Raw genomic sequence first — 24143 nt, 5'->3', positions numbered from 1 at the left:
GTTCGCGGTGGGGCCCTTCGACGTGTCTCGGCCTTCGTTGTCCTGGTTCTTGTCCGCAGCGGGTGCTTCCGGGGCTCCCCAGGCGCGCCCCGCGGCAGCTCGCCCCAAGGGTCTCGATCAGCGGGAGGTCGCCGGTACGCGACCAACTTTCCCCGCTCCCATATCCACGGCGCCATGAGTCTCATGCGCCCAGCGGGAGCCTACATGGGTCGTTTCATCGGGCGGGAACGTGAGCTGAACGTGCTCGGCAACGCCTTGCAGGCGGTTCACGACGCCGCCGGGTCGGCGAAACCCGGGCAGTGCATCCTCATGCGCGGACGGAGGCGGGTCGGCAAGTCCAGCCTCGTCGAGGAGTTCATCCGGCGGGCCGAGACGCCGTACCTCTTCTTCACCGCGGCGGGCGGCACGGCCGAGGACGAGCTGACGGAGCTGCTCGACGCCGTCAGGTCCACCCTGCCGGAACGGGACCTGTTCTCGGAGGAGACCCCGGAGCAGTGGAATGCGGCACTCAGGCTCCTTGCGGAGATCCTGCCCGACGACACTCCCAGCGTCGTCGTCATCGACGAGGTTCCCTATCTGATGGACCGCATCGACGCCTTCGAGGGCATGCTCCAGCGGGCATGGGACCGGCTGCTGAGCCGCAAGCCGGTGCTTCTCCTCCTGGTCGGGTCCGATCTGTCGATGATGGAGGCGCTGAACAGCTACGACCGGCCCTTTCACCAGCGGGGCCGGGAAATGGTCGTGGGCCCTTTGAACCCGGCCGACATCGGCGAAATGCTCGGCCTGTCTCCGGCGGCCGCGTTCGACGCCGCTCTGATCACGGGAGGTCTGCCTCTGATCTGTGCCGAGTGGCGGGCCGGAGCGGATGTCTGGGAGTTCCTCCGCGACTCGCTGGACAACCCGGTCTCGGCGCTGCTGGTCTCCGCTGAACGGTCACTGGCCGCGGAGTTTCCACCGCAGGCGATGAGCAGGGAAGTCCTGCGGGCCATCGGATCCGGGGAGCGAACCTTCACCAACATCGCTCGCGTGGCCGGCGGCATCGCCCACACCACTCTCACCCGGGCCACTGACGTCCTGACCGAGAAGAGGGTCGTGGCCGCCGAGCTGCCGCTCTCGCTCAGGCCGTCGAAGGAACGCCGCTACCGGGTGGCCGACCCCTACCTGCGCTTCTGGCTCGCGTTTCTGGATCCGCACATGGCCGAGATCGAGCGGATGCGGGGGGATCTCACTCTGAGCCGGATCAAGGAGCAGTGGACGAGTTGGCGGGGGCGTGCTATCGAGCCCCTCGTCCGGGAATCCCTAGCCCGTCTCCTGCCGGACGGGCTTTTGCCCGCCCCCCGCGGTCGGCGGGTACTGGACCCGCAGCAACGACGTGGAAATCGACTTGGTGGGCGCCGACCGGCAGCCGGTGGCCAAGCAGTTGCTCTTCCTCGGCTCGGTCAAGTGGTTGGAGAACTCCACGTTCGACAGCCACGACCTGGCAGCACTGCAGAAGCATCGGGCGGCGGTCACCGACGAGCCGGTACCGCTCGTGGCGGTCTCCCGCAGCGGGATCAGATGTTCCGGTCTCCAGGCGGCCTACGGCCCCGACGAACTGCTCACCGCCTGGCGCAGGGTCTGAGCAGGGCTGGGCTTCCATGGTTGCAGTCCTGGTTGCATTCGCCTCCGTCCGTTGCGGTCCGGGCAGAGACCGCCCGCATGCACCGCCGCAGGTCAGGACGCGCCCGGCTTCAGTCGACAGGTCTGACCGTCCCGGCCCGTCACTTCCCGTACGCCTGCTTCCAGCGTGCCCGGTGGCGGGAGTCGCCCTGGCCCCGGCCGTTCACCTCCGGCAGGGTCAGCAGGGAGGCGCCGTTGTTCCACAGGCCGAGGTGGTCCCGGTGCACGGCGAGGATGTCGTGCTGGAGGGCGAATCTCTCCGAGGGGCGGCTGAAGCGCGTGGTCGTGACGAAGACGGCGACGTCGGCCCCGAAGTGCACCTTGGCGCCGAGCAGGTCGCGCAGCTCACGGCTGGCGATCGTGCTGCTGGGCGCGTAGCGCTTGCACTGGATGACCACGGTCCGGCCGTCCGGGAGACGGCCGACGACGTCGGCGCCGTTGTCGTTCGCACCGCCCACGCGCCGGATGTCGGTGCATCCGTCCCGCCGGCAGAGGCCCGCGACCAGTTCCTCGAACTCGGTACCGGTCATCGCGTCCACCTCGGCGAGTGTCCGGTGACCGGCCTTCACCGCTTCCTCCCGCCGCCACTGGCGGTCCCGGCCGCGGGCGGTCCGGTCCGTGCGCCACAGCCACCAGCCCGCGGCTGCTGCGCCACCGAGGATCAGTGCCCCCGTGGCGTAGGGCCGGACGGCCGGCCAGAACACCGCCAGCAGGACCAGCGCCAGGCCACCGCCGGCTACCCCCACCTTCAGCCGCGCCGCCTGCCGCCGACGAGCGGCCGCGCCCCTTTTACGCCCAGCCACGTCGAGCACCCCTCCCCCATCGGACCGTGTAAGGCAGTCTGAGCAGCCTCGGGTGGTGCGAGAAGGGCGCGAGTCGGCCATGGCCGGATCGGGGCGGCGGGGCGGGAGGGGCCGGGCCCCCGAGGGGGGTCAGCCCCGGGTGAAGGTGAACGTGATGCCCGCCTGGCCCGACAGTTCGCCGCCCGAGCCGAGCAGGGACACCGTCCCCTTCGCGCTCACCTCCGCGCTGAACGTCACCTCGTTCAGCTGGAACTCGCCCGCGCGCTCCGGCAGGGAGGCGATGACGTCCTGCATCGTCGTGACGAAGTCGGCGAGGCGGGTGCGGAGTTCCTCGGTGGGGATCTCCGTGCGGGCGGCACGCCACTCCTCCAGGCGGCGGAGGGTCAGCCGGTCGGTGCGGCCCTGGTCGGTGTCCTCCAGGCCGAGGACGCTGATCGTCTTCGTGGTGTCAGGGGTGGGCTGGGGCACGGGGTGTCTCCTCGGGGGTCGGGTGGACGTGGAGGTGGGGGTCGGCGTACGCGGCGTACGTGAGGCCGAGCGGGTTGCGGAGCGTGTAGAGGAGGTGCCGGCGGGACTCCAGGAGCGCTCTGCCCAGCGGGATCCTGCGGATGAGGAACCGTTCGTACAGCGCCTTGGAGAACGCGGCGGCGACGTCGTCGGGGATCTCGGTCTCGGTGCCGATGAAGCCGCGGTTGCCGTTCATGAGGAAGAGGTACGGGAAGGAAGGGGCTCCCGGGGCCCGCATGCGGCCCGAGCCGCAGGCGTTCATCATCACCAGCGGCAGGTCGAAGTCGCGCAGGTCCCGTTCGGCGCCGAGGGCGACGAGGTCCGCTCCGAGAGTGCCGAGCGTGGTGCGCGAGTGGTGTCCCGCTCCGCTGAGTTCGATCTCGGACGCGAGGGTGTCGTCGGAGCGCGTGTAGCAGTGGCAGGCGAAGTGCTGGACCTGGTCGGGGAGTTCGCGGCGGGTGCCGTCGAGGAGGAGCCGGGGGTCGAAGATCTGCTCGGCCAGCCCGGGTGCGCGTTCCGCCCCGTCGGGGTAGGGGCCTTCGAGGTCGATGTGCGCGCTTCCGGCGCCGCTGAACCAGGCCAGTTCCTCGACGGCTCCTTCGAGGTGCTCGTAGTACAGGTAGCGGGCGGGAACCCGGCCGTGCGGGCCGGTGTGCAGGGCGAGGCCGCCGTGGACCGGGGCGGGCAGCATGGCGCGGCGCACCACGCACGAGAAGCCGACGAGGGTGCGGCAGGCGGTGATGAAGTCGCCCGGGGTCTCGACGGGCGCGCCCGGGAACATCCGGAACAGCGGCAGGAACTCCAGGGGCAGGAAGCCGTCCCGGCCGCCGACGCACTCGACGAGCGGGGGCGGCAGTTCGGGATTCATGCCGTACGGCAGGGCCTTGTTCCAGAACGCCTGGAGCTCCTTGAGGACGGCCTGCTGTCCGCCGAACAGGATGAAGAGCAGGGTGCGGCCGAGACCGTGCAGGCTCTGGAAGACCCGGTTGAGGTCCTTGTCCTCGACATCGAACGCGGTGAGTTCGTCCTTGAGACGGGTCAGCCCCCTGTCCAGTTCCTGGCGGACCCTGAGCAGCGCGTCGCCGCCGACCAGGGTGGCGCGCACGGGCGGGATGCCCGGTCGCCCGGCGGTGAACTCCAGGCGGGTCGCCTCGTCGGTGGTCAGGACGCGTACACGGACGTCCGGGGATCGTGCTTCGCTCATGCGTCGTCCGTCGCCCCGGCCGGGGCCCGTACCTCTACCTTGAGGGCGACGACCTGGACGAGGTGGCCCGCCTGGTACAGCTGGAACCACACCTCGTGGCCGCCCTCCTCCTCGGGCAGCCGGAACTCGAAGGCCGTCTGCTGCTCGTTCTCGACGAGGAGGTTCCTGCGCTGGGGCAGGGGTGTGAGCGTCGAGCTGTCGGCCATGGCGTCGAAGGACACCGTGCGGGTGTCCCTGCCGCCCTCGACGCGTACCGGCTCGAAGACGAAGAAGTCCCGGCCCGGCGGGCTTTCGACGACCGACGGGAGGTCACGGGCGCGCGGGTCGCGCACGACGGAGACGAACAGCTTCACCCGCCGCCCCGCCGGGGCCGTGATCGTGCCGCCCTCGGCCCGTACGTCCCGCTGCCCGCGGTCCAGCTCGATCGCGAGGTAGCCGGTGAAGTTCGACAAGGAGGGGCCGCTCACGGACTCCTTCACCGAGGCGTGGATCGCGGCCCGGACGTCCCGCTCGAACTGCCGGTGCAGTTCCGTCAGATGGTTCTTCAGATCACCCTTGAGGCCTTCGGTGACGGGACCGGACGCCCGGTCGGCGACCTCCCGCGCGAGGGCGGTCAGGTCGAGGTCCGGGCCGGCGGCGCCGGCCGGGAAGCGCGGGCCGGGTGAGGCGTAGCCCTCCCGGACCGCCTGGCGTACCTCGGCGAGTACACCTTTCCGTACCTGTTGCGCCACGCGGGCGGCGAGTTCGGCGAGCCGGGCGCCGTCGGGAAGCTCCGGCTCGTGCGGCCGGTGCAACACGGACGGGTCCAAAGGCTCGTCACCGCTCAGCGCGCCGGCCAGCCGGATCATGTACGGGCCCGAGGGGTCCGGCGGCAGGCTGATGTGCATGCGCTTCGCCAGGTCGTACCGGTAGACCCCGACCGCTTCCGCCTTGGCCTGGTCCACCTCGGCCAGCAGCCTGCGCGCCTGCCACAGCGCGATCGCCGCCACCAGCAGCGGACCCCAGACGAGCAGGACGGGCCGCCAGTCCGTGTAGCGGAAACCGCCGAAGCCGGTGAGCGCGATGAGCAGCCAGGCACCCGCCGTGCACAGGGCGGCGGCGATGGTGATCCGCCAGCCGAGGACGCCCCGTTCCCCGCGCCGCACCTGGCGGACGACCTCGTCGGAGGCGACCAGGGCGATCCGGGGCCAGATCTCGTCGATGGCGAGGCCGGTGGTGAGGGCCGTACGCCGGTGGAGTTCGGTCACGGCGGCGGAGTGGAGGGGGTGGGCGAGGCGCCGCCACCAGGCGTTGTCCGGAAGTGAGTCCAGTTCGCGCAGGTGGCGTTCCCTGGCCCGCTCGCGTTCCCATTCCCGCTCACGTTCCCACTGCCGCTCACGTTCCCGGGCCTGCTCCCGCTCCCAGTCCCACACGTCCTCCGGGGACAGCCACCCGGGCGGCCCGTACCCGTGCCCGGGGGACAGTCGGCCCGAGCGGTCCGGACGGCCCCGGTGCCCGGCCTCCTCCTCCGCCAGCGCGCGGGCCCGCCGGGCCAGGTCGGTCGCCCAGCTTCCCGGCTGCCCGGTGCCCGTCCACAGCAGTACGACGTTCTGCGCCAGCAGCAGCACGGCGCCGGCCCCGGCCAGCCAGCCGGCCCGCAGCAGTCGTTCGCCGGAGTCCGCCGCGCTCCACGGCTCCCCGTGCGACATCGCCCACGCGACACTGGCCAGCGGGACCAGGATCCCGGCGAGCTGCGCCCCGGGCGGAGCCGTCCGGCCGCGGCCGCCGGGGGAACGCCGGCGGAGGGCGGAGGCGAGGGACGACACGCCGAAGACGAGCAGCGGACCGCCCACCGCGACACCGCCCGCCCACCACGCGGCCACGGTCTCGCCGCGCAGCGCGAACCGCGCCACCACACCGCCCGCGCCCAGGACCGCGGCGGCCCCGAACACCTTCAGGTACCTGTCTTCGGCCGACCAGTCCTGCCCGTCGGACAGCCAGAAGCCCGCGGCCAGCGCCACCATCGCGCCCCCCACGGCCCAGGCCGCCCACAGGGGCCCCTCGGCCGCGAAGCGGGCGGTGAGCCAGGCGCCGCACGCCTCGGCCAGGACGAAGGGAGCGATGGTGAGGATGTCGTCGGACGGGGTGTGGCCGGTGGCCGAGCCGTAGCGGCCGCTGACGTGGGCGGTGCGCCGGGACGCCGCGCCGAGCAGCACGAGGAGCAGGCCTCCGGCCGCCCAGGCCGTCGCGTACTCCTGGCCGCGGGTCAGTCTCGCGATGACCAGGGTCAGTTCGGCCACGAAGACCGTCGCCAGGATCCCGGTCGTGTCCAGGTGCAGCGACCGGGTTTCCCCCTGACGGGTGGACTGGCGGCTGCGCCGGACGCGGGCCACGGCCGCCTCGGCGCACCACACGGCGGCCGCCACGAGCACCAGCCAGCCGCCGAGCAGCCACAGACCGGCCGCCGGAGCGCCGTCCACGGTAACGAGTACGGCACCCGCGCCGGCCCCGGCGACCAGGACCGCCGCGGCCGTCGCGAGGAGGACGAGGCCCCGCGTCGTGCCCGTGCTCCCCGCCATCACATCCCCGTCGGTTCGTCCGCGTCCGGCAACTCAACGACCAGTATGGCCAGTTGCGGGACCGCCCGCGACGCCCCGGACGAAGGCGCTCATGGCGTGGTACTGGGGATCACGCAGTTCTTCGGCTGGGGACGGCCCGTGGGCCAGCCCAGGCCGACGAACTTGAGGGTGCCGTTGCCCTTCGTGCCCGGGTCCAGTTCGACGATCGAGACCGGCTTGTCGTAGGCGTTGCCGCCGGTGGTCAGGCAGATCAGGCCGCTGGTGCCCGCGACGCGGTGGCGGGAGTGGAGGAGGGACCATTGGCGGCCGACGTCCTCGCGGGAGGGGACCGTCGTCTCGGGGGCGCCCTGCTGGGCCTGGTGGAGGGCCTTGCCGATGGTGAGGAGGCCGTCGTGGACGAGCATCGTGCGGGAGTCCTCCAGGTTCGGGGTGCCGCCGAGATCGACGCCCTCGGCCTCCGCCGCGATGATCTGGCGGCGCAGGGCGTCCAGGGCGGCCCTCGGTTCGGTGAGGTACTGGGGGAGGTCCCGCTCGGCCGGTTCCCGGTTGTTGTGGGTCGACCGCCACTTCTTCGCCCAGTCGGTCAGCTCGGTGGTCCAGGCGGCGGGGTGCGCGGGGGCCGCGTACTGCACGGTGACCTTCGCCCGGCCGTCGTCGCCGCGGAGCTTCGCCCAGTCCTGCTCCGTCATGTCCTGGCGCAGCGAGGCCGCGTCGGAGCCGCTGACGATGGTGTAGTGCCGGTCCTTGCAGCCCACCTCGGCGAGCTTGAGGGCGAAGATGCGCAGGTGGAGGGTGCGGCCGGCGAAGTAGACGGTGTCCGCCTCGGAGTCGCAGATGTTGTTGGCGGTCTGGGTGAACTGGTTGCCGGTCGAGCCCGCCTCGTCGATGGACGGGGACTCGAAGGACATCGCGGCGGGGCCGGCCGGGCCCTTCTCCTTGATCCCGCTGAAGGCCCTCGCGAGCGACTCGTTGTAGCCGTCGGGGCGTTTGTCGTAGACCAGGACCGTCTTGAGGTTCCGGCGGCCCCGTTCGCCGTTGAAGTCGGCCAGGGCACGGGCGGCGTCGGTGTTGGTGGGGAGGATGCGGGCGAGGCCCGGGAAGCGCAGCTCGGCCATGCCGTCCTCCTGGTCCTTGTTGGCGATCCGGTCTCCGCTGATGCGGGCGGCCAGTACGGGGATCCTGTTCTCGGTGAGACGGGCGACGGCCGCCTCCGTGGCGGCGAGGCTCAGGTTGAAGCCGGTGACGGCGCGCAGCCGGTCCTCGGGCGAGGCGGCCATCCGCAGCAGCGTGTCGACGACCTTCGCCTGACGGCCGTAGTCCTGCCCGGGGTTGGCGAGCACCAGCCGGATCTTCGGCGGTTCGCCCTCGCCGGCGTTGGCCTGCCGCTGCCCGAGGTAGGCGCCCTGGAGGTCGCTGCGCATCTGCCGGCGCAGCGCCGGGCGGTCCGACTGCAGCGGCAGCATCATCGCGACCGTGACGTGGGGCTGCTTCTCGATCCTGCGGTTCTCGCGGGCGATGGCCCGGGCCACGGGGGCGATCTCCGGGGTGCCGAAGTCGTAGCCGTCGCCGTTGACGCCGACGCACTCGCCCTCGATCCGCTCGACGCCGTCGGCGCAGGTGTCGGGCTTGCGGACGACGGAGGTGGTGAACGCGATGGCGGCGATGGCCACCACCGCGGCTAAGACCGAGTAGAGGATCTTCTTCCATCTGGGCATGCCCGCTATCTCCTTCGCCGGAGCTGTTCGGTGCAGGTGCAGCGCAACAGGGGCTGCTCGTTCTCCGCCAGGCCGCTCCACTCCGTCGCCGTCCTGCTGAGCAGGCCCGCCCCGTCGAAGTCCATGATCGAGAGGAGGTCCAGCAGCTTGGCCAGGGTGCGGGCGGTCTCCTGGCCGGTGGGCCGGGTCCGCTCCTCGCACAGCCACACCGCGTGCAGCAGCTGGTCGACCGTGCGGCGCAGCGGCGGGCCGTCCGCCGGGACCAGGCCCTGGGCGCGCTCCCGCCGGGCGTCCGCGCCGCCCGGGTAGGGGGCCTGGGCGATCTCCAGGAGTTCGGCGCACCACTCGCGGGGGCGGCCGGGGAGGGTGGCGGCGAGGTGGCTGACGACGTCGTCGGCGCCGCCGGACACCAGGTGGTGGTTCATCCGGTGGGCGGTGAGGGAGCGGAAGGCGCCGCCCGTCCCGGGGGTGTCCGCGCCGGCCGCGCGGTCGGCGTAGTGGTCGCGCAGCAGGTGGTGGTCGGCGTACCAGGCGGCGCCGCCGGGGCGCAGTCCGTACAGCCGGTGCACCAGCAGCTGGCGGAGGCCGAAGTCGCCGATGAAGTGGCGTTCGCAGGTGGGCCAGCCGGTGTCGGTGAGGAGCCGGGAGACGTGGTGGGCGGTCAGGTGGTGGACGTGCCCGGACTGGTGGTGCCGGAGCAGGACGTCCGCGCACTCCGTGTCGTGGGCCACGGACAGGTGGGTGAGGAGGTCGAGCCAGTGGGCGTGGTGCTCGGTCGGGAGCCGGACCGGTAACTGGTCCAGGACCAGCTCCCGCAGCAGCACCTCGGCGACGGGGCGTTCGGTGGCGTCGTCGCCGGGCAGGCGCAGCGGGGCGTCCAGGATGTCCCGGTCGTTGGCGTCCGCCGGCATGCGGAAGGCCGCCGCCGCGGCGGCCAGGCGGATCACCGTGTGCGGCCGGCCGCCGCTCAGCCGGGCCACGGCGGCGTCGATGCGGCGGCGGTTGGCGCCGCCCTCCGGCTCGGCGCGCTGCTGTCTTCGCACGGTCTCCCGGCGCAGCTGGTCGCCGGTGAGCAGCGGCATCCGCAGCAGGAGCACGCCGTCGGCGAGCGGGGCCCGGTCCGCGCCCTCGTCGGTGCGCCGGGACCAGGTGGGCGGGGCGCCGTCGGCGGGCCGGTACTCCGCCGGGGGCGTCGCCTCCCGGGGCGGCAGGCCGCCGTGCAGGAAGGCTCCCCCGTCGGACCGGCGTGCCGTGCCCACGATGACGACGCGGTCGCGCTGCCCGCCCCGGCGGTCGGTCAGCACGGCGCGCAGCAGCCGCTCGCCCAGGGGAGCTTCGGCGTGGTCCAGCAGCAGGCCGGGGCGGCCGACCCGGCGCAGCCAGCCGGCCGGCCCGGCGTACGCCGCCTCCAGGTCCTCGCGCAGGGCCCGGAAGAGGAAGCTCTCCGCCACCTCCCGGGCCTCGCCGCCGGCCCGGAAGTCGGCGGCGAGGATGCGCAGCCCGATCCGGGGCTGGCCGGCGGCGCCGGGGTAGGCTCCGTAGATCCGCTCCAGTTCCGCCCTGCCCCGGGGGGCCAGCCGTTCGAAGAGGGCGTCCAGCAGGGCGTTGCTCACGGCCGCCGAGTACGGGTCGAAGGCCTGCCCGGACAGGGTCGTCAGCAGGTTGCGGATGGCGCCGCGCAGCACGCCGCGCCAGAAGTCGCCCGTGGCCAGGCCGCGCAGGCGTTGCTTCTGGGGCAGGTTCTCGTAGCGCTCGGCCTCGGTCGCGACCGCCTCGGGCGTGCCCTCCGCGACGCCGGTCGCGATCACGGCGAGGCCGGTGAAGAGCCGTGGGAAGGCGAACGAGCCGCCCGTGCCCTGCCAGGTGCTCAGCCGCCCGGCGACCTCGACCAGGGCCTCGGTCGTGGCCGAACGGGCGCCGGGTTCCGGGTCCGCGCGGTCCGCGTACACCGGGGAGGCGCAGTCCAGGTGGATCACCGGCACCTTGGCGGCGAAGCGGTCCCGTACGGCGCGCAGCAGCCGTCCCTTGCCCATGCCCGGGCCGCCGGTGAGCAGCACCACGGGAAGGTCGGGTCCGTACAGCGGGTCCTTGCCGGCACCCGACGGAGCCCTGCCGAACAGTCGAGCGAAGAAGCCCTCCTCGTCGAGGAGTTTCTCGAAGCCCAGTTCTTCACACACGGACCCCCCATGGAGTGCCTGCCCGCCCGCGGGCGGGTGACCGGTGACCGATGTGCCAGAAAAGATCCAGTGGAACACGGAACCATCCGGTCGACAACGGTGGCCGCATGGAAGGGAGTTGTGAAACCGGGTCTACGGCTCCCGGTCCGACGCCGGCCAGACGTAGGGCAGGTCGTCCGGTACGCCGGGGAAGAGCTCCGCGTACGTGGCGGGGTCCTTGCGGACCAGGGCCGAGCGGTGGCTGCGGTGGAAGCCGGTGTCGCCCAGCCAGGGCGGGAGTTCGCCCTCGGCGGCCAGGACGGACTGGTCGCGGACCGGGGCGTGCGGGCGGGCCGCGGCGAGGTCGGCGACCAGGGTGGCCGCGCAGCTGTCCTGGTGGCCCTGCTCCCGCCAGACGCGGCAGATCTCCAGGCCGTAGCGGACCAGCGCCTCCTCGTACCCGGCCCACATCCGGACGGCCGGGTGCCGGCGCCAGCCGTAGCCGGGCACGATCAGGCCCCGCAGGACCTGCAGCGCCTCGACCCGCTGCTTCCCGAGCCGGCGGCGGTCCAGGGCCAGGGCCGAGTCCCGGAAGCCGGGGTGGGGGAGGAAGGTCTGCACGCGGGTGGCCCCGGGCCTCAGCGGGTCTGGCGGGTGCGGGCGGTGCGGCGGCTCAGGGCGAGGGCCAGCCCGATCATGCCGACGCCGAGGACGAAGTGGAGCCAGTCGTCCGCGGTGTTGAGGGGCACGAAGTTGGCGTCGCTGTCATGGCCCACGGACAGGCCGTAGACCCACAGCACCAGGTACACGGCACCGCCGACCATCAGGTAGGCGTACGCGCCGGCGGCCGTGCGGGCGAGGGTGAGCCCGGCGAGGCCGTAGGCCAGGTGCACGAGGTTGTGCAGGATCGAGACCTGGAACAGGCCCAGCAGCTCGGCGCCCGACTCGTGGGAGGCGAACTCCATGGAGTCGTAGTCGGTGGTGATGCCGGGGATGAAGCCCAGCACGCCGACCAGCAGGAAGACGAGACCGACCAGCATGGCGGCCTGCTGCACGGGGGCGCGGGCGGCCCGGTGGGAGGTGGGTGTGGTCATGGCCGGTGGCTCCTCACTGGAGAGACAGGGACTGTTCCGCCCAGATGGTCTTGCCCGTGGCGCCCTGGCGGGTGCCCCAGCGCTCGGTCAGCTGGGCCACGAGGAGCAGGCCGCGGCCGCCCTCGTCGTAGCTGCGGGCACGCCGCAGGTGGGGTGCGGTGTTGCCGCCGTCGGAGACCTCGCAGATGAGGGTGGTGTCGTGGATCAGGCGGAGCTGGATCGGCGGCTCGGCGTGCCGGATGGCGTTGGTGACGAGTTCGCTGACGACCAGTTCCGTGACGAAGACGGCGTCGGACAGCCCCCACCTGTCCAGTTGCGCCACCACGTCCTTGCGGGTCTGGGCGACCGCGGAGGGGTCGGCGGGCACCGCCCAGGTGGCGACGTGTTCGGAGTCGAGCGCACGGGTCCGGGCGATGAGCAGGGCCACGTCGTCGGCGGGGCGGCGCGGCAGCAGGTCGGCGAGCACCGTGTCGCAGAGGGCGTCCAGCGAGGGCGCCGGGCGGGCGAGGGCCTCGCGCAGCCGGTGGACGCCGGCGTCGATGTCCCGGTCGCGGTTCTCGACCAGGCCGTTGGTGTAGAGGGCGAGCACGCTGCCCTCGGGGATCTCGACCTCGGTGGCCTCGTACGGCAGGCCGCCCACGCCGAGCGGGGGCGCGGCCGGGAGCCCGACGAGTTCGACGGTGCCGTCGGGGCTCACCAGGGCCGGGACGGGGTGCCCGGCGCCGGCGAAGCAGCAGCGGCGTGACACGGGGTCGTAGACGGCGTACAGGCAGGTGGCGCCGACGTCGGCGGAGGTCTCGGGGTAGCCGGCCGGCTCCGGGTGTCCGAGGACCTGCGCGGGCCCGGGGGTCTCCGCGGGCGCGGTGGGCTCGGCACCGGCCTCCTCCTCGGTGTTCAGGCGGGCCACGAGGTCGTCGAGGTGGGTGAGGAGTTCGTCGCAGGGCAGGTCGATGTCGGCGAGGGTGCGGACGGCCGTGCGCAGCCGCCCCATGGTCGCCGAGGCGTGCAGGCCGTGGCCGACGACGTCGCCGACGACCAGCGCCACCCGCGCCCCGGACAGGGGGATGACGTCGAACCAGTCGCCGCCGACCCCGGCGTGCGCGCCGGCCGGCAGATAGCGGGAGGCGACCTCGACCGCCGCCTGCCGGGGCAGCCGCTGTGGCAGCAGGCTGCGCTGGAGGGTGACCGCCGTGGCCCGCTCCCGGGTGTAGCGGCGGGCGTTGTCGATGCTGACCGCCGCCCGCGCCGCCAGTTCCCCGGCCAGGATCTCGTCGTCGTGCCCGAAGGCCTCGGGGGTGCGGTTGCGGACGAAGAAGGCGACTCCCAGTGTGGTGCCGCGGGCGGCCAGCGGCACGGTCATCACCGAGTGGACGCCGAACGCCCGGGCCCGGGCGGCACGGGCCGGGTCGTGTGCCAGCCACCCGGCGATCGCCGCGTCGGTCACCGCGTGCACGGCGGGCCGTCCCGTGCGCAGGCTCTCGAAGGGCGCCGAGCCCTCCGGGTAGGACTCCACCCGTCCGACCGCGCCGACCGCCTCCGGGGCCCCGGGGATCACCGAGCGCAGCGCGACGCGCCGCAGCAGCAGCGGCCCGTCCGCCGGGACCGCGTGCGCGGGCGGTTCGTGCAGGTCGTCCAGTTCGGCCAGCAGGTCGACGCTGACGAAGTCGGCCAGCACCGGGACGGTCACGTCCGCCAGCTCCTGGGCCGTGCGGGTCACGTCGAGCGTGCCGCCGATGCGCCGGCCGGCCTCGGCGATCAGCTGGAGCCGCTGGCGGGCCCGGAACTGCTCCGTCATGTCGTGCGCGGAGAGGCAGACACCCTGGATCGTGCCCTCGGGGTCGCGCAGCGCGGACATGAAGACGGACCAGGCGTGCTCGTGGTCCTCGCCCGGGGCGCGCAGGTAGTTCTCCTCGTACTGCGGCTCCCCGGTCCGCAGCACCCGGGCCATGCTGCGTTCCGCCCGGGCACCGGCGTCGTCGTCGACGATCTCGGAGACACGCAGCCCCCGCATCTCCGCCTCGGTGAGCGCCACGGAGCGTTCCATGTCCGCGTTGGCCCGGCGCAGCCGCAGCCGGGTGTCGTAGAGCGCCAGGGCGCAGCACGGGGACTGGGCGAAGCTCCAGCTCACCAGGGCGTCGTCGAGGCCGGGCCGGGGCTGCCCGCCGGTCAGCGCGGAGACGATGAGCCAGGCGGGGGCGCCGGTGCCGGGCTCCCGGTGGTGGGCGAGGATCCTGACCGTCACCTTGCGGCCGTCCCGGTGCCGGAGCTCGACGTCGCCGTTCCACCGGGGCAGCCCGGCGAGGGCGGGCATGCCGCCACGCACCGGGATCGGCTCGGCCAGCAGATCGGCGGCGCGGCGGCCGGTCATCCGCCCGGCCGGGTATCCGAGGAGCCGCTCGGCGCCCGCGTTCCAGCCCGTCACCGTGCCGCGGTCGTCGAGGGTGACGCGGGCGGTGAGGGCCTCGCCGACGAGGGCTTCGAGGACCTCGGGCTCTTCTCCGGACGACCGGGTGACCCGGCCGAGGGTGACGGGCTGCTCCATGTCGGTCATCTCGCTCTTGCGGGGAATCAGCCATGACCCCGGATACATGCAATTATCACCTGATTACCCCTATTGCGAGGCTTTGACCGTCCCACCGCGCCCCGGCTCGAAGGGCCTGCCGCCGCCCGGCCCGGGTAACCGCTCCCCCATGGGCGAGATCCTCGTGGGCACGTGTTCCTGGACCGACCGGGCGCTGGTCGGCAGCGGCTGGTACCCACCCGGGCGGCGGGACGCCGAGGGGCGGTTACGGCACTACGCCGAGCGGTTCCCGGTCGTCGAGGTCGACGCGTCGTACTACGCGCTGCCGAGCGAGCGGAACAGCCGGCTGTGGGCCGAGCGGACACCGGACGGGTTCGTGTTCGACGTGAAGGCGTTCTCGCTGCTGACCGGGCATCCCACCAGGGCGGCGGTGATGCCCGCCGGGCTGCCGGCGGACCCCCGGGACCCGGCGGTGCTGGACGAAGTGTGGGCCCGGTTCGCCGCCGGGATCGAACCGCTGCGGCGGGCCGGGCGGCTCGGCAGCGTGCTGTTCCAGTTCCCGCCCTGGTTCCGGCCCGGGCAGCGGGCGGAGGCGTTCCTGCGGGAGTGCGCCGAGCGGACGCGCGGCTGGCCCCTCGCCGTGGAGTTCCGGCATCCGTCCTGGTGGGAACCGGGCCGGGAGGAGGCGACGGGCGCGCTGCTCGCCCGGTACGGCATGGCCGCGGTCGCCGTCGACATGACGCAGGCGCTGCCGTCCTCCGTGCCGCCCGTGACGCCGGTGACCTCGCCCCGGCTGTCCGTCGTGCGGTTCCACGGCCGCAGCGCCGCCTGGGGGACCGGCAGCAAGGAGGACCGGTTCCGGTACGCGTACGGCGAGGACGAACTCGCCGAGTGGCTGCCCCGCGTGCGCCGGCTGGCGGAGCGGACCGAGCGGGTCCACGTCCTGTTCAACAACTGCTGCGGCGACGCCGCCGTGAGCGCCGCCGAGACCATGACCCGGCTCCTCGACGGCGACGGGCCGACGGCGGCGCCCAGGCTCCCCGAGCTGCCCAGGCTGCCTAGGGCGCGATCCGCACCTGCCGCTTCACCGTCACCTGGTCCACCTCCGACACCCGCACGGTCGTCTTCATCGTCCAGGTCCCGGGGAGGGGCAGGTTGACGGTGTTGGTGCTCCAGTAGCCGCCCCGGTCGGCGAGTTCGGCGTCGATCGGGCCGACGTCGCGGGAAGGGAGGCTGAAGGTGATGCGGACCTCGGGGACGACGACCAGCCCGGTGTCGGAGCCGTAGACCACGGCCTGGACGCCGTTCTCGCCGACCCGCGCCGGGTCCACGGTGACCTGCACCTTGCCGCGGCCGGTCACGGAGTCCACGCCCGTGTCGTAGGGCACCGTGACCTGGGAGACGGGCGGCAGCGCACCCGCCGGGGCCTGCTGCGCCGCCTCGGCCTGGGCGCGGCCGGGCAGGGTCCCGGTGAGCACGGTCGTGATCAGCAACACCACGGCGGCGACGGCGACTTCGACGAGGACGGAGCGGCGCAGGCCACGGCGCAGGGCGTCCGGATCGCCTGGGCTGCCCGGTCCGCCCGGACCACTCGCGCTCGAGCCGCCCGCACCGGCCGAGTCACCCACATCGGCCGAGCCGCCCGCACCGGCTGAGTCACCCACATCGGCCGAGCCGCCCGCACCGGCTGAGTCACTCGCATCGGTGGAGTCGGCCGAGTCGCCCGCCACCACGTCGGCGCCGTCCCGCTCCCCGGTTTCGACCGGTGCGCCGACCGGCTGCGGGACCCGCGCCGGTACGGCGGTCCGGGCGGTGCCGGCCGGTGCGGCGGTCCGGGCGGTGGCCGCCGGCGCGGCGATCCGCTCCGTCCAGCGCCGCGCGTACCCGGCCGCCAGCAACAGCACCGTCACCGCGGCCAGTTTGGCGAGCAGCAGCCTGCCGTACGACGTGCCGCTCAGCACGGAGAGGGAGCCGAGGCCGCGCCAGGACTGGTAGAAGCCGGTGACGCACAGGACGATCACCGAGGCGAACGCGATCCGGGAGAAGCGGGGCACGACCTCCGTGAGGTCCTCGCCGGAGGAGCGGCGCAGCGTCAGGAGCAGCGCCACGAGACCTCCGAGCCACACCCCGGTCGCCAGCAGGTGCAGCACGGACGACGTCATCGCCACCGGCACCTGGATCCCGGCCGAGGCGTGCTCGGCCGCGGCCCAGGTGAGGGCCAGGCCGGCGGCCAGGGCCGTGCCGAGGGCGAGTTCGACGGGCTCTCGGCGGTCCCGGCGCCTGGACAGCCACACCAGGAACACCGCGGTCAGCGCGAGGACGGCCAGCCGGGCGAGCAGGGCGAGGCCTGGGCGGCTGGACAGGGTGCGGCCGAGGGCGTCGGCGTCGAAGGCCGCCGCCGGGCCGGTGCCCGCCTCGTACGGGGCGCGCAACAGGAGCAGGACGGCCGTCGAGCCCAGCAGCGTCCACCAGGCCACGACCAGGGGCCGGCGCAGCGGGGCGGTGCGGGCGGGCCGGCACAGCAGCGCGAACGCGACCGTGCCCACGAGCAGCGCGGCGGCGAGGTAGGCGAGGTAGCGGGCGGTGGTGTAGAGGCCGTCGGTGAGGGGGTCCTCGTCCGCGCCGGTGTCGACCTGGAGCATGGTCGAGGAACGTTTCCCCACGGAGAAGCTGAAGGCGCCGGAGACGGGGTGGCTGTCGGCGGAGACCACCCGCCAGGCCACCGTGTAGGTGCCCTGGGCGAGCTTGCCGGGCAGGGCGACCCGGGCCGTGTCGGAGCGGTCGTCGGCGTGGGTGGCCTCGCCGGTGGGGACGCGGCGCTGGTCCGGGCCGAAGACCCGGAAGGAGTCGTCCAGCAGGCCCACGGACTCGGTGAAGGTCAGGGTGACGTGGCGGGGGGCCCGCTGGACGAGGGATCCGTCGTCGGGGTCGGTGGAGCGGAGGGCCGCGTGGGCCGAGGCGGGGGTCGCTCCCCCGAGGAGCAGTACCAGCACGGTGCCGAGCAGCACCAGGGCTTGAAGTCGCCGGGGGTGTCCGACATTGCGCTCCACGTGGGTCTCCGGGGTCGGGCTGTACGGCTCCCGGTTATGTACGGACGGGAAGCGTGTAGCGCTCACCGGTCAGGCCTAGGGCCGGGAAAGCCCGGAGATTCTGTCGGCCGCGGCCGGGTAGCGGGCCGTCAGCTCGGCCGCGTCCCCGTGCTCGTAGCCCTCGAACGTGAAGCCGGGAGCCATCGTGCAGCCGAACAGGGTCCAGGAGCCGCCCTCGACCACCCTCCCGCCCATCCACGTGCCCGCCGGGACCGTGAACTGGACGTGCTGGCCGTCGAGGACGTCCGGGCCCAGGACCACCGTCCGGGTGCTGCCGTCCGGGGCGAGCAGGAGGAGCTCCAGGGGGTCGCCCCGGTAGAAGTGCCAGATCTCGTCCGTGGGCAGGCGGTGAAGGGCGGAGAAGTCGTCCGCCGTGAGGAGGGCGACGATCGCCGTGCCCTCCGGTCTGCCGTCGGGGCGTTCGGGGCCGGCCCAGGTCTGGCAGAACAGGCCGCCCTCACGCGGGATCGGCTCGAGTCCGTAGTGGGTGATGAGGTCGTCGGGCGTCACCCGGGCAAGAGTATCTCCCGGTGAAGGAAGGCGAGCTGGGCCTTCTTCTCCGGCAGGTACACGTCCGGGAGGTCGATCTCGGGCAGGACGACCACCGGCCCCGCCGTGAAGCCCTGCCTGAGGAAACGGGCGATCGCCTTCTCGTTGGCCACGTCCGGGTCGACGACGATCCGCCGGCGGTCCAGCCCGAGCAGGACGTACCGGGCGACGGCGGTCACCAGCCGGGCGGTCCAGCCGGGCTGTCCGCCCTCCGGCCCGGCGGGGGCGAGCAGCAGGTGGACGCCGATGTCGCCGGGCCGGACGTCGTAGCACTCGCCGACGCGGTCGGCCTCCGGCTCGTAGGTCTGCAGGAGCGCCACCGGCTCGCCCTCGCGCACGACGAGGAAGGCGTGGTGGGTGGTGAGTGTCTCCATGTGGGCGTAGATCTCGGCGACCTGGTCCTCGGTGAGGCCGGTCATGCCCCAGAAGACGGCCCGGTCCTCGCTCACCCAGCGGTGGATCACCTCGGCGTCGGCCCGCGGGTCCAGCGGCAGCACGCGGACGGTGCCGAAGCCGTCGGTCACCTGCTCGTGGACGGCGGTGCGGGAGGCGTACGGGTCAGACATCGGTCTCCTTCGTCAGCTGCGCCCAGTCGGTGACGACCGGGACGAGGTCTCCCCCGAGCCAGAGGGGGAGCTGGTCGCGGTGGTGGGGCGAGCCGGGCACGCCCGAGGCGCCGAGGGGGACCACCCAGCGGCTGTCCTCGCGCCGGGCCAGGTCCCAGACGTACCGGGCGGCCGGGCCCCGCGCGGCCCGGTCGGTGAGGCCCGGGACGCCCGAGGTGCACAGCACGCAGTCGTGGTCGCCGGACAGCCCCGGTTCGTCGTACGGCTGCTCCGGCTCCAGCGCCCGCCACGGGGCGAGCCGGTGGGTGTCGCCCCAGACTCCGGTCGGCGGCTGCGCGGCCACCTCCTCGATCGCCGCGCGGACGGCCGCCGGGCGGTCGATCCCGTACAGCTCCCCGGCGGCCAGCAGGTGTTCGAGGGCGAAGCCGACGCGGGGGACGAGGGCCAGCCAGGGCAGGAACACCTCGGGGTACGCCGGCGGGGTCGCCAGCGCGGCGAACGCCGGGTGCGCCGCCAGCTTCCGTACGACCGCGCCGCGCACCGCCGCGTACAGGGCCGCGTCGGCGCTGCCGGCGTCCATGCGGCGGTCCCAGCCGAGGAGCCGGTCCCGCAGGGCGCGGGCCTCGGGGCTGAGGTCGCCGAGGGACTTCAGGTGCTCCAGCAGGGCGGTCGCGGAGGCGAGGTACGTGTCCGTGTGGACGGCGGGCATGTCGGCGGCGGACCAGCGCTCCCGGCCCGCGAGCAGCGCGGCGATGCGGTCGTGGCGGTGGGGCGGGGCGAACTCGACGCCGAGGGGTGAAGCCGGGCCGCGCTGGTTGGCCATGACGGCGACGCCGTCGGTGAGCCCGGCGCGGGGCGTCTCCTGTCGGCCGTGCCACTCGTGGCCGGGCTCCCAGGCGGGCACCAGCCGCAGCCGGTTGGCCTCGGCGCGCAGCGGCACGAACCCGGCCACGCGGTGCAGCACACCGCCCTCGGTGTCGGCGGCCTGGACGACGTTGACCGGCTCGGCCCAGCGGTCGAAGGCCCGGTCCACGTCGGCGACCCGGCGGGCCCGCAGCAGCGGCAGCAGGGCATCGAAGCCGAGCTCGCCGGTGACCCGGGGCGGGTAGCGCAGACTGACGGCGACCGGGGGCAGGCCCGGGTCGGTGGTGCCGCCGTCCAGGCCCTCAGGGCCGCCGATCACCACCGGGCCCCGGTCGGTCTCGATCACCTCGACCTCGACCGGCTCCTCGCCCGCGACCTCGACGACCTCCGTGTGCCGGACCGCCCGCCGCCAGACGCCGTCCGGGTCCAGCGCCTCCACTCCGGCGCCGGTGCGCCGCAGCCGCTCCCGGTACAGGTCCTGGTAGTCGGCCATGGCGTTGGTGATGGCCCAGGCGACCGTGCCGGCGTGCCCGAAGTGGGCGATGCCGGGGACGCCCGGGACGGCGAGGCCCACGACGTCGAACTCGGGGCAGGAGAGGCGGATCTGCTGGTAGACGCCGGGGTCCTCGATCCAGCGGTGCGGGTCGCCGGCGATGACCGCCTGCCCGGTGACCGTCCGCTCGCCGCCGACCAGCCAGCCGTTGCTGCCGGAGGTGCCGGGGCCGTCGGTGGCGAACAGGCCGGCGGCCTCCGCGCCGAGGTGGGAGACGACGTGCTCGCGCCAGAGCTTGGCGGGGAACCCGGCGAAGAGGATGTGCGTGGCGAGCCAGACGCCGAGGGGGGTCCAGGGCTCCCAGCGGCCGGGGGCGAGACCCGTGCGCGCGAACTCCGGGGCCGCGCCCGCGCCCTCGGCCAGCCCCGCGTTGACGCCGTCGACGTACGCCCGCACCCACGCGGCCGTCTCCGGGTCCTGCCCCTCCAGCCGCGCGAAGCAGCGTCTCGCGGTGTCGTCGAGTCCGGCGCGTCTGGCGAACCGGTCCCAGGCCAGGGCGCTCTCGCCGAGGAAGGACGCCGAGGTGCCCCGCGCCCGGTGGCGCTCGACCTCCAGCTGCCAGGCCCGGTCGCGGGCGGTGACGAGGCCCTGGGCGTGGGCGAGTCCGGCCGCGCTGCCCGCGCGCAGATGCGGAATGCCCCAGGCATCACGGTAGATCTCGGTGGCCACGCTGTGCCCCTTCTTTGCTTTAGGTTAGGCTTGCCTAAGTATCATGCGTGGCGAAATCGTACGTGAAGGGTGAAGACGCGATGGGGCAGGGGCGGGGTTGGGAGGGCGCGGTCCTCAAACTGCTGCGCGCGAAGGACTTCGAGTTCACCGTGACGGACGCCGAGGACGTCACCCCGGACTACCGGCGGCTGCGCTTCACCGACGGCGGCCTGCTCGCCGCGACCGGCGTCCACCCCACCATGTGGGTCCGGCTCTGGTTCGACAACGCGGGCAAGCCGCACCAGCGGGCCTACACCCTGGTCGACCCGGACCCGGCGGCCGGCACCTTCAGCCTGGAGTTCGCGCTGCACGAAGGGTGCGCCAGCGACTGGGCCCGAGCGGCGAAGCCGGGCGACACCATCGAGGCCACCGTCCAGGGCACCGGCTTCGAGCACCCGAGCCCCGCACCCTCGCACGTCTTCGCCGTCGGCGACCCGGCCTCGCTCCCGGCCATCAACTCGCTCCTGGACGCGCTCGGTCCCGCCCCGGCCACCGTCTGGTTCGAGGGCGGCGACGACGCCCTGCCGTTCCGCACGGACCCGGACCGCCACGAGCTGCGCAAGGTCCCGCGCCAGGACTCCGGCGCGCACCTGGTCGACCGGGTGAAGTCGGACCTGCCCGGGCTGCTCCGGGACACCCCCGACCCCTACGTCTGGATCGCCTGCGACACGGCCACCACCCGGACCCTCGCGGCGTACGTCCGCAAGGAACTGGGCCTGCCCAAGCAGCGGGTGCACGCGCTGGGCTACTGGCGGGCCGGCTGAGGACGCGGCCCGGCCCGCCCCGGGGGATGATCGGGGCATGGACGTCACTCTTCACCTCGCCCAGGACCCCGAGGCCGACGCGCTGCTCGGCCGCAGTCCGCTCGCCGCGCTGGTCGGGATGCTGCTCGACCAGCAGATCCCGATGGAGTGGGCGTTCAAGGGTCCGGCGACGATCGCCCAGCGGCTCGGCACCGACGACCTGGACGCGCACGAGATCGCGGCGCACGAGCCCGAGGCCTTCGCCGCGCTGCTCTCGCAGAAACCGGCGGTGCACCGCTACCCCGGCTCCATGGCCAAGCGCATCCAGCAGCTGTGCCAGTACCTCGTCGAGCACTACGACGGTGACGCCGAGGCCGTCTGGAAGGACGCCGGCACCGGCAAGGAACTGCTGAAGCGGCTGGCGGAACTGCCCGGCTTCGGCAAGCAGAAGGCCCAGATCTTCCTCGCCCTGCTGGGCAAGCAGCTCGGGGTGCAGCCGCCCGGGTGGCGCGAGGCGGCCGGCTCCTACGGCGAGCCGAAGTCCTTCCGCTCGGTCGCCGACATCACCGGCCCCGAGTCGCTGGCCAAGGTACGGGCCCACAAGCAGGAGATGAAGGCGGCGGCCAAGGCCGCGAAGGCCGCCGGGAGGTAGCCGTCAGCCACCCGGCCCGTCCCAGGTGGCGGGCCCCTCAGGGCCGGTCCGAGCATGAACCATGACCGAGCCACCGAGCGGCTCCTGGACTCCGGAGCCGCCCCTCTCCCGCGGCCACGGGCCCCACCCGCCTCACGGCCCGGCACCCGACGCCCCCCAGGGCCCGGGCGCGCTCGTCCACGGACGGCCCCGTCACACCCAGCCGGGCCCGCAGGACGCCGGCGACGCCGCGTCCCCTCAGGGCCGCCGTACGCCGAGCGAGCGGATCTCGCAGCCGGTGCGATGAACGGCGCCCTCATACCGGGGAACGACCTCCCGTGAGCCCCGCACCGCAGCCCGTCCCCCGCGGCAGCCGCCGCCGAAGCGCCTGGCTGCGGGTTCTCGTGCTGCTGCTCGCCCTGCTCGTGCCGGGCGCGCACGCCGAGGCGCACACCGGGCCGACGGCCACCGTCCCGGGGGAGAGCACGACCGTCGTGTGCGACGTCCTCGACACCGCCCCGCGCCCGCCGGCCCGGGCCTCCCGCCGCGCCGCCGTCCCCCTGCGCCCTGCACCACTCCAGGGCCCCGGGCCCGCGCCCACCGCACAGCACCCCGTGCCCGCGCCACCGGACCCGCGGCCCGACCCCCGCCCCCTGCGTTCCGAGGTCCTGCGCTGCTGAGCGGACCCCGCCGGTCCCTCAGTCCCGCAGTCCCCGCACGGAACCAGAAGGAGCACAGCCATGCTTCAAGACCCGTACGCCGTCCTGCGCGCCCTCGTGCGCGCGGAAGCCGTCCGCAACGCCCCCAAGGCCGACGCCGAGCCGGAGCCGCGGAAACCGCGTCGGCAGCCCCCGAAGAAGCGGGAACGCGGCTGACCCGACCGCGGCGGGGGCGTCGGCCCGACGCCCCCGCGGCGCCCGGAAAATCCCGACGACACCTCACCCGTTCGGGGGAACCAGGCGCACGGTTCACGGAATCGCCCCCAGGAGCACCGAGAACAGCCGGGGCCGATGAAAGGGCTCATCCTCCGGCATATTCACGCCCCTGTTCCCGTTTCGTACCCCCTTGTGGGGTTTTTTTCAGCGTCGTACTCCGTCGCCATGGCTGCGCCCGGAAGGTCGTGACCGGTAGGCTTTCCGTGTGATCTTCAAGCGCATCGGAAACGGCCGGCCGTACCCCGACCACGGCCGGGAAAGCACCCGGCAGTGGGCGGACGTCGCGCCGCGCCCGGTCCGCCTCGATCAGCTCGTGACGACGAAACAACAGCTCGACCTGGAGACCCTCCTCGCCGAGGACTCGACCTTCTACGGCGACCTCTTCGCGCACGTCGTGAAGTGGCAGGGCGACCTCTACCTGGAGGACGGCCTGCACCGCGCGGTGCGGGCGGCACTCCAGCAGCGCCAGGTGCTGCACGCGCGCGTGCTCGAGCTCGACTGACCCCCGCAGGTCACGGGTTGGCCCTTTCGGGTTCCGCTGGGCGACGTCGAATGATCATCTAGTAGGCATCGTCGCCCGGGCGCACTACGCTGCGCTCATGAGCATGCTGACTCCCCCCGGCATGGGCGGCAAGTACCGCATCAAGGGCAACAAGTACCCCCGGATGCGCCGACCCCGGCGGCGCGGCAGGCTCGTCGTCCTGGCCGTCGCCTCCGTGACCGTGCTCGGCGTGGGCGGCTGGGGCACGCTGCAGCTCATCGACGTCTTCACCGGCGGCGGCAGAAAGGCTTCGGCGGCCGGCGGCGGCACGGAGTGCGGCCCCGCGACCAAGGCGAGCCCCTCGCCCAGCGCCAAGCCCCTGCCCGAGCCCCGCGCCATCACGGTCAACGTGCTCAACGCCACCACCCGCAGCGGCCTGGCGAAGAAGACCGCCGACGAGCTGAAGAAGCGCGGCTTCAAGATCGGCGACGTGGGCAACGCGACCAAGGAGTACGACAAGAAGGTCAAGGGCCCCGGCGTGCTGCTCGGCCCCGCCGCCGCCCGCGACACCGCGCTGCCCGTGCTCGGCACCCAGCTCCCCGGCGCCGAACGGCGCACCGAGGCGGCCCGCAAGGGCGCCGCCGTCGACCTCGTCATCGGCGACGGCTTCAAGGAGCTGGCGAAGAAGCCGGCCGCCGACCAGGCCCTGACCAAGCTGGCCAGGCCCGAGCCGGCGCCGTCGAAGAAGGGCTGCTGAAGCCCGGAAGGACCCCTGGGCCCAGAGAGCCCTGGGGCCCAGAAGGAGCC

Annotated in this window: 20 protein-coding genes and 1 pseudogene; 8 read left to right on the top strand and 13 right to left on the bottom strand. The window is 73.8% G+C overall.

Going from position 1 to position 24143, the window contains the following annotated elements:
• Positions 1-204: 204 nt before the first annotated feature.
• A pseudogene (locus tag ACSUPV_RS21285) lies at positions 205-1621 on the top strand (ATP-binding protein).
• 139 nt (positions 1622-1760) lie between these two features.
• On the opposite strand, the gene ACSUPV_RS21280 reads toward ACSUPV_RS21285, so the two are convergent.
• The 9 genes from ACSUPV_RS21280 to ACSUPV_RS21240 all read right to left on the bottom strand — a co-directional run bounded on the left by ACSUPV_RS21280 (position 1761) and on the right by ACSUPV_RS21240 (position 14238).
• Positions 1761-2462, bottom strand: coding sequence for a restriction endonuclease (locus ACSUPV_RS21280; RefSeq protein ID WP_436948196.1), 702 nt, complete (start codon positions 2460-2462; stop codon positions 1761-1763).
• 129 nt (positions 2463-2591) lie between these two features.
• Complete coding sequence (locus ACSUPV_RS21275; protein WP_031115343.1) at positions 2592-2930, bottom strand: Pepco domain-containing protein; 339 nt, start codon at positions 2928-2930, stop codon at positions 2592-2594.
• Entirely contained in the window at positions 2911-4173 is a 1263-nt protein-coding gene (locus tag ACSUPV_RS21270; RefSeq protein WP_436948194.1) for a CHAT domain-containing protein, read from the bottom strand. Before ACSUPV_RS21270 ends, ACSUPV_RS21275 begins: the two co-directional genes overlap by 20 nt.
• Positions 4170-6731 (bottom strand): hypothetical protein, encoded by a 2562-nt coding sequence (locus ACSUPV_RS21265; protein WP_436948192.1) that lies wholly within the window; start codon positions 6729-6731, stop codon positions 4170-4172. Before ACSUPV_RS21265 ends, ACSUPV_RS21270 begins: the two co-directional genes overlap by 4 nt.
• A gap of 89 nt (positions 6732-6820) precedes the next feature.
• Complete coding sequence (locus ACSUPV_RS21260; RefSeq protein WP_436948190.1) at positions 6821-8446, bottom strand: amino acid ABC transporter substrate-binding protein; 1626 nt, start codon at positions 8444-8446, stop codon at positions 6821-6823.
• A 5-nt stretch (positions 8447-8451) separates the two neighbouring features.
• Positions 8452-10623 carry a hypothetical protein gene (locus tag ACSUPV_RS21255; protein ID WP_436948189.1) on the bottom strand — a complete coding sequence of 724 codons (2172 nt, stop codon included), beginning with the start codon at positions 10621-10623 and terminating at the stop codon, positions 8452-8454.
• A 132-nt stretch (positions 10624-10755) separates the two neighbouring features.
• Entirely contained in the window at positions 10756-11223 is a 468-nt protein-coding gene (locus ACSUPV_RS21250; protein WP_031115337.1) for an MSMEG_6728 family protein, read from the bottom strand.
• Between the two features lie 17 nt (positions 11224-11240).
• Positions 11241-11696, bottom strand: coding sequence for a DUF4383 domain-containing protein (locus ACSUPV_RS21245; RefSeq protein WP_037760252.1), 456 nt, complete (start codon positions 11694-11696; stop codon positions 11241-11243).
• Positions 11697-11709: 13 nt separating this feature from the next.
• Entirely contained in the window at positions 11710-14238 is a 2529-nt protein-coding gene (locus ACSUPV_RS21240) for a SpoIIE family protein phosphatase (RefSeq protein WP_436948187.1), read from the bottom strand.
• A 148-nt stretch (positions 14239-14386) separates the two neighbouring features.
• Between ACSUPV_RS21240 and ACSUPV_RS21235 the strand changes: the two genes are divergently transcribed.
• Complete coding sequence (locus tag ACSUPV_RS21235; RefSeq protein WP_359788108.1) at positions 14387-15376, top strand: DUF72 domain-containing protein; 990 nt, start codon at positions 14387-14389, stop codon at positions 15374-15376.
• Here ACSUPV_RS21235 and ACSUPV_RS21230 read toward each other — a convergent pair.
• The 4 genes from ACSUPV_RS21230 to ACSUPV_RS21215 all read right to left on the bottom strand — a co-directional run bounded on the left by ACSUPV_RS21230 (position 15276) and on the right by ACSUPV_RS21215 (position 20507).
• Positions 15276-17225, bottom strand: coding sequence for a copper resistance protein CopC (locus ACSUPV_RS21230; protein WP_436949922.1), 1950 nt, complete (start codon positions 17223-17225; stop codon positions 15276-15278). The genes ACSUPV_RS21235 and ACSUPV_RS21230 overlap by 101 nt on opposite strands.
• 117 nt (positions 17226-17342) lie before the next feature.
• A complete protein-coding gene (locus tag ACSUPV_RS21225) occupies positions 17343-17816 on the bottom strand; it encodes a cupin domain-containing protein (protein ID WP_037760246.1) in 474 nt (157 codons plus the stop codon).
• Complete coding sequence (locus ACSUPV_RS21220; protein WP_037760243.1) at positions 17813-18421, bottom strand: GNAT family N-acetyltransferase; 609 nt, start codon at positions 18419-18421, stop codon at positions 17813-17815. Before ACSUPV_RS21220 ends, ACSUPV_RS21225 begins: the two co-directional genes overlap by 4 nt.
• Positions 18414-20507, bottom strand: a complete 2094-nt coding sequence (locus tag ACSUPV_RS21215) for a penicillin acylase family protein (RefSeq protein ID WP_436948184.1) — start codon at positions 20505-20507, stop codon at positions 18414-18416. The genes ACSUPV_RS21220 and ACSUPV_RS21215 overlap by 8 nt, the downstream gene beginning before the upstream one ends.
• 80 nt (positions 20508-20587) lie before the next feature.
• Between ACSUPV_RS21215 and ACSUPV_RS21210 the strand changes: the two genes are divergently transcribed.
• The 6 genes from ACSUPV_RS21210 to ACSUPV_RS21185 all read left to right on the top strand — a co-directional run bounded on the left by ACSUPV_RS21210 (position 20588) and on the right by ACSUPV_RS21185 (position 24093).
• Positions 20588-21310, top strand: coding sequence for a siderophore-interacting protein (locus ACSUPV_RS21210; protein ID WP_436949921.1), 723 nt, complete (start codon positions 20588-20590; stop codon positions 21308-21310).
• 37 nt (positions 21311-21347) lie between these two features.
• On the top strand, positions 21348-21941 hold the full coding sequence (locus ACSUPV_RS21205) for an HhH-GPD-type base excision DNA repair protein (protein WP_031115326.1): 594 nt from the start codon (positions 21348-21350) through the stop codon (positions 21939-21941).
• A 317-nt stretch (positions 21942-22258) separates the two neighbouring features.
• A complete protein-coding gene (locus ACSUPV_RS21200; protein WP_051648555.1) occupies positions 22259-22600 on the top strand; it encodes a hypothetical protein in 342 nt (113 codons plus the stop codon).
• A 60-nt stretch (positions 22601-22660) separates the two neighbouring features.
• Positions 22661-22795, top strand: a complete 135-nt coding sequence (locus tag ACSUPV_RS21195) for a hypothetical protein (RefSeq protein WP_359788115.1) — start codon at positions 22661-22663, stop codon at positions 22793-22795.
• A gap of 265 nt (positions 22796-23060) precedes the next feature.
• A complete protein-coding gene (locus ACSUPV_RS21190; protein WP_004943146.1) occupies positions 23061-23357 on the top strand; it encodes a type II toxin-antitoxin system VapB family antitoxin in 297 nt (98 codons plus the stop codon).
• A gap of 121 nt (positions 23358-23478) precedes the next feature.
• Positions 23479-24093 (top strand): LytR C-terminal domain-containing protein, encoded by a 615-nt coding sequence (locus ACSUPV_RS21185; RefSeq protein WP_031115324.1) that lies wholly within the window; start codon positions 23479-23481, stop codon positions 24091-24093.
• Positions 24094-24143 lie beyond the last annotated feature (50 nt).

Origin of the sequence: Streptomyces sp. SudanB52_2052 (assembly GCF_964272415.1) — a bacterium.
Classification (GTDB): Bacteria; Actinomycetota; Actinomycetes; order Streptomycetales; family Streptomycetaceae; genus Streptomyces; species Streptomyces olindensis.
The sequence above is the reverse complement of the archived record's forward strand: the minus strand, read 5'-3'. Positions and strand labels throughout refer to the sequence as shown.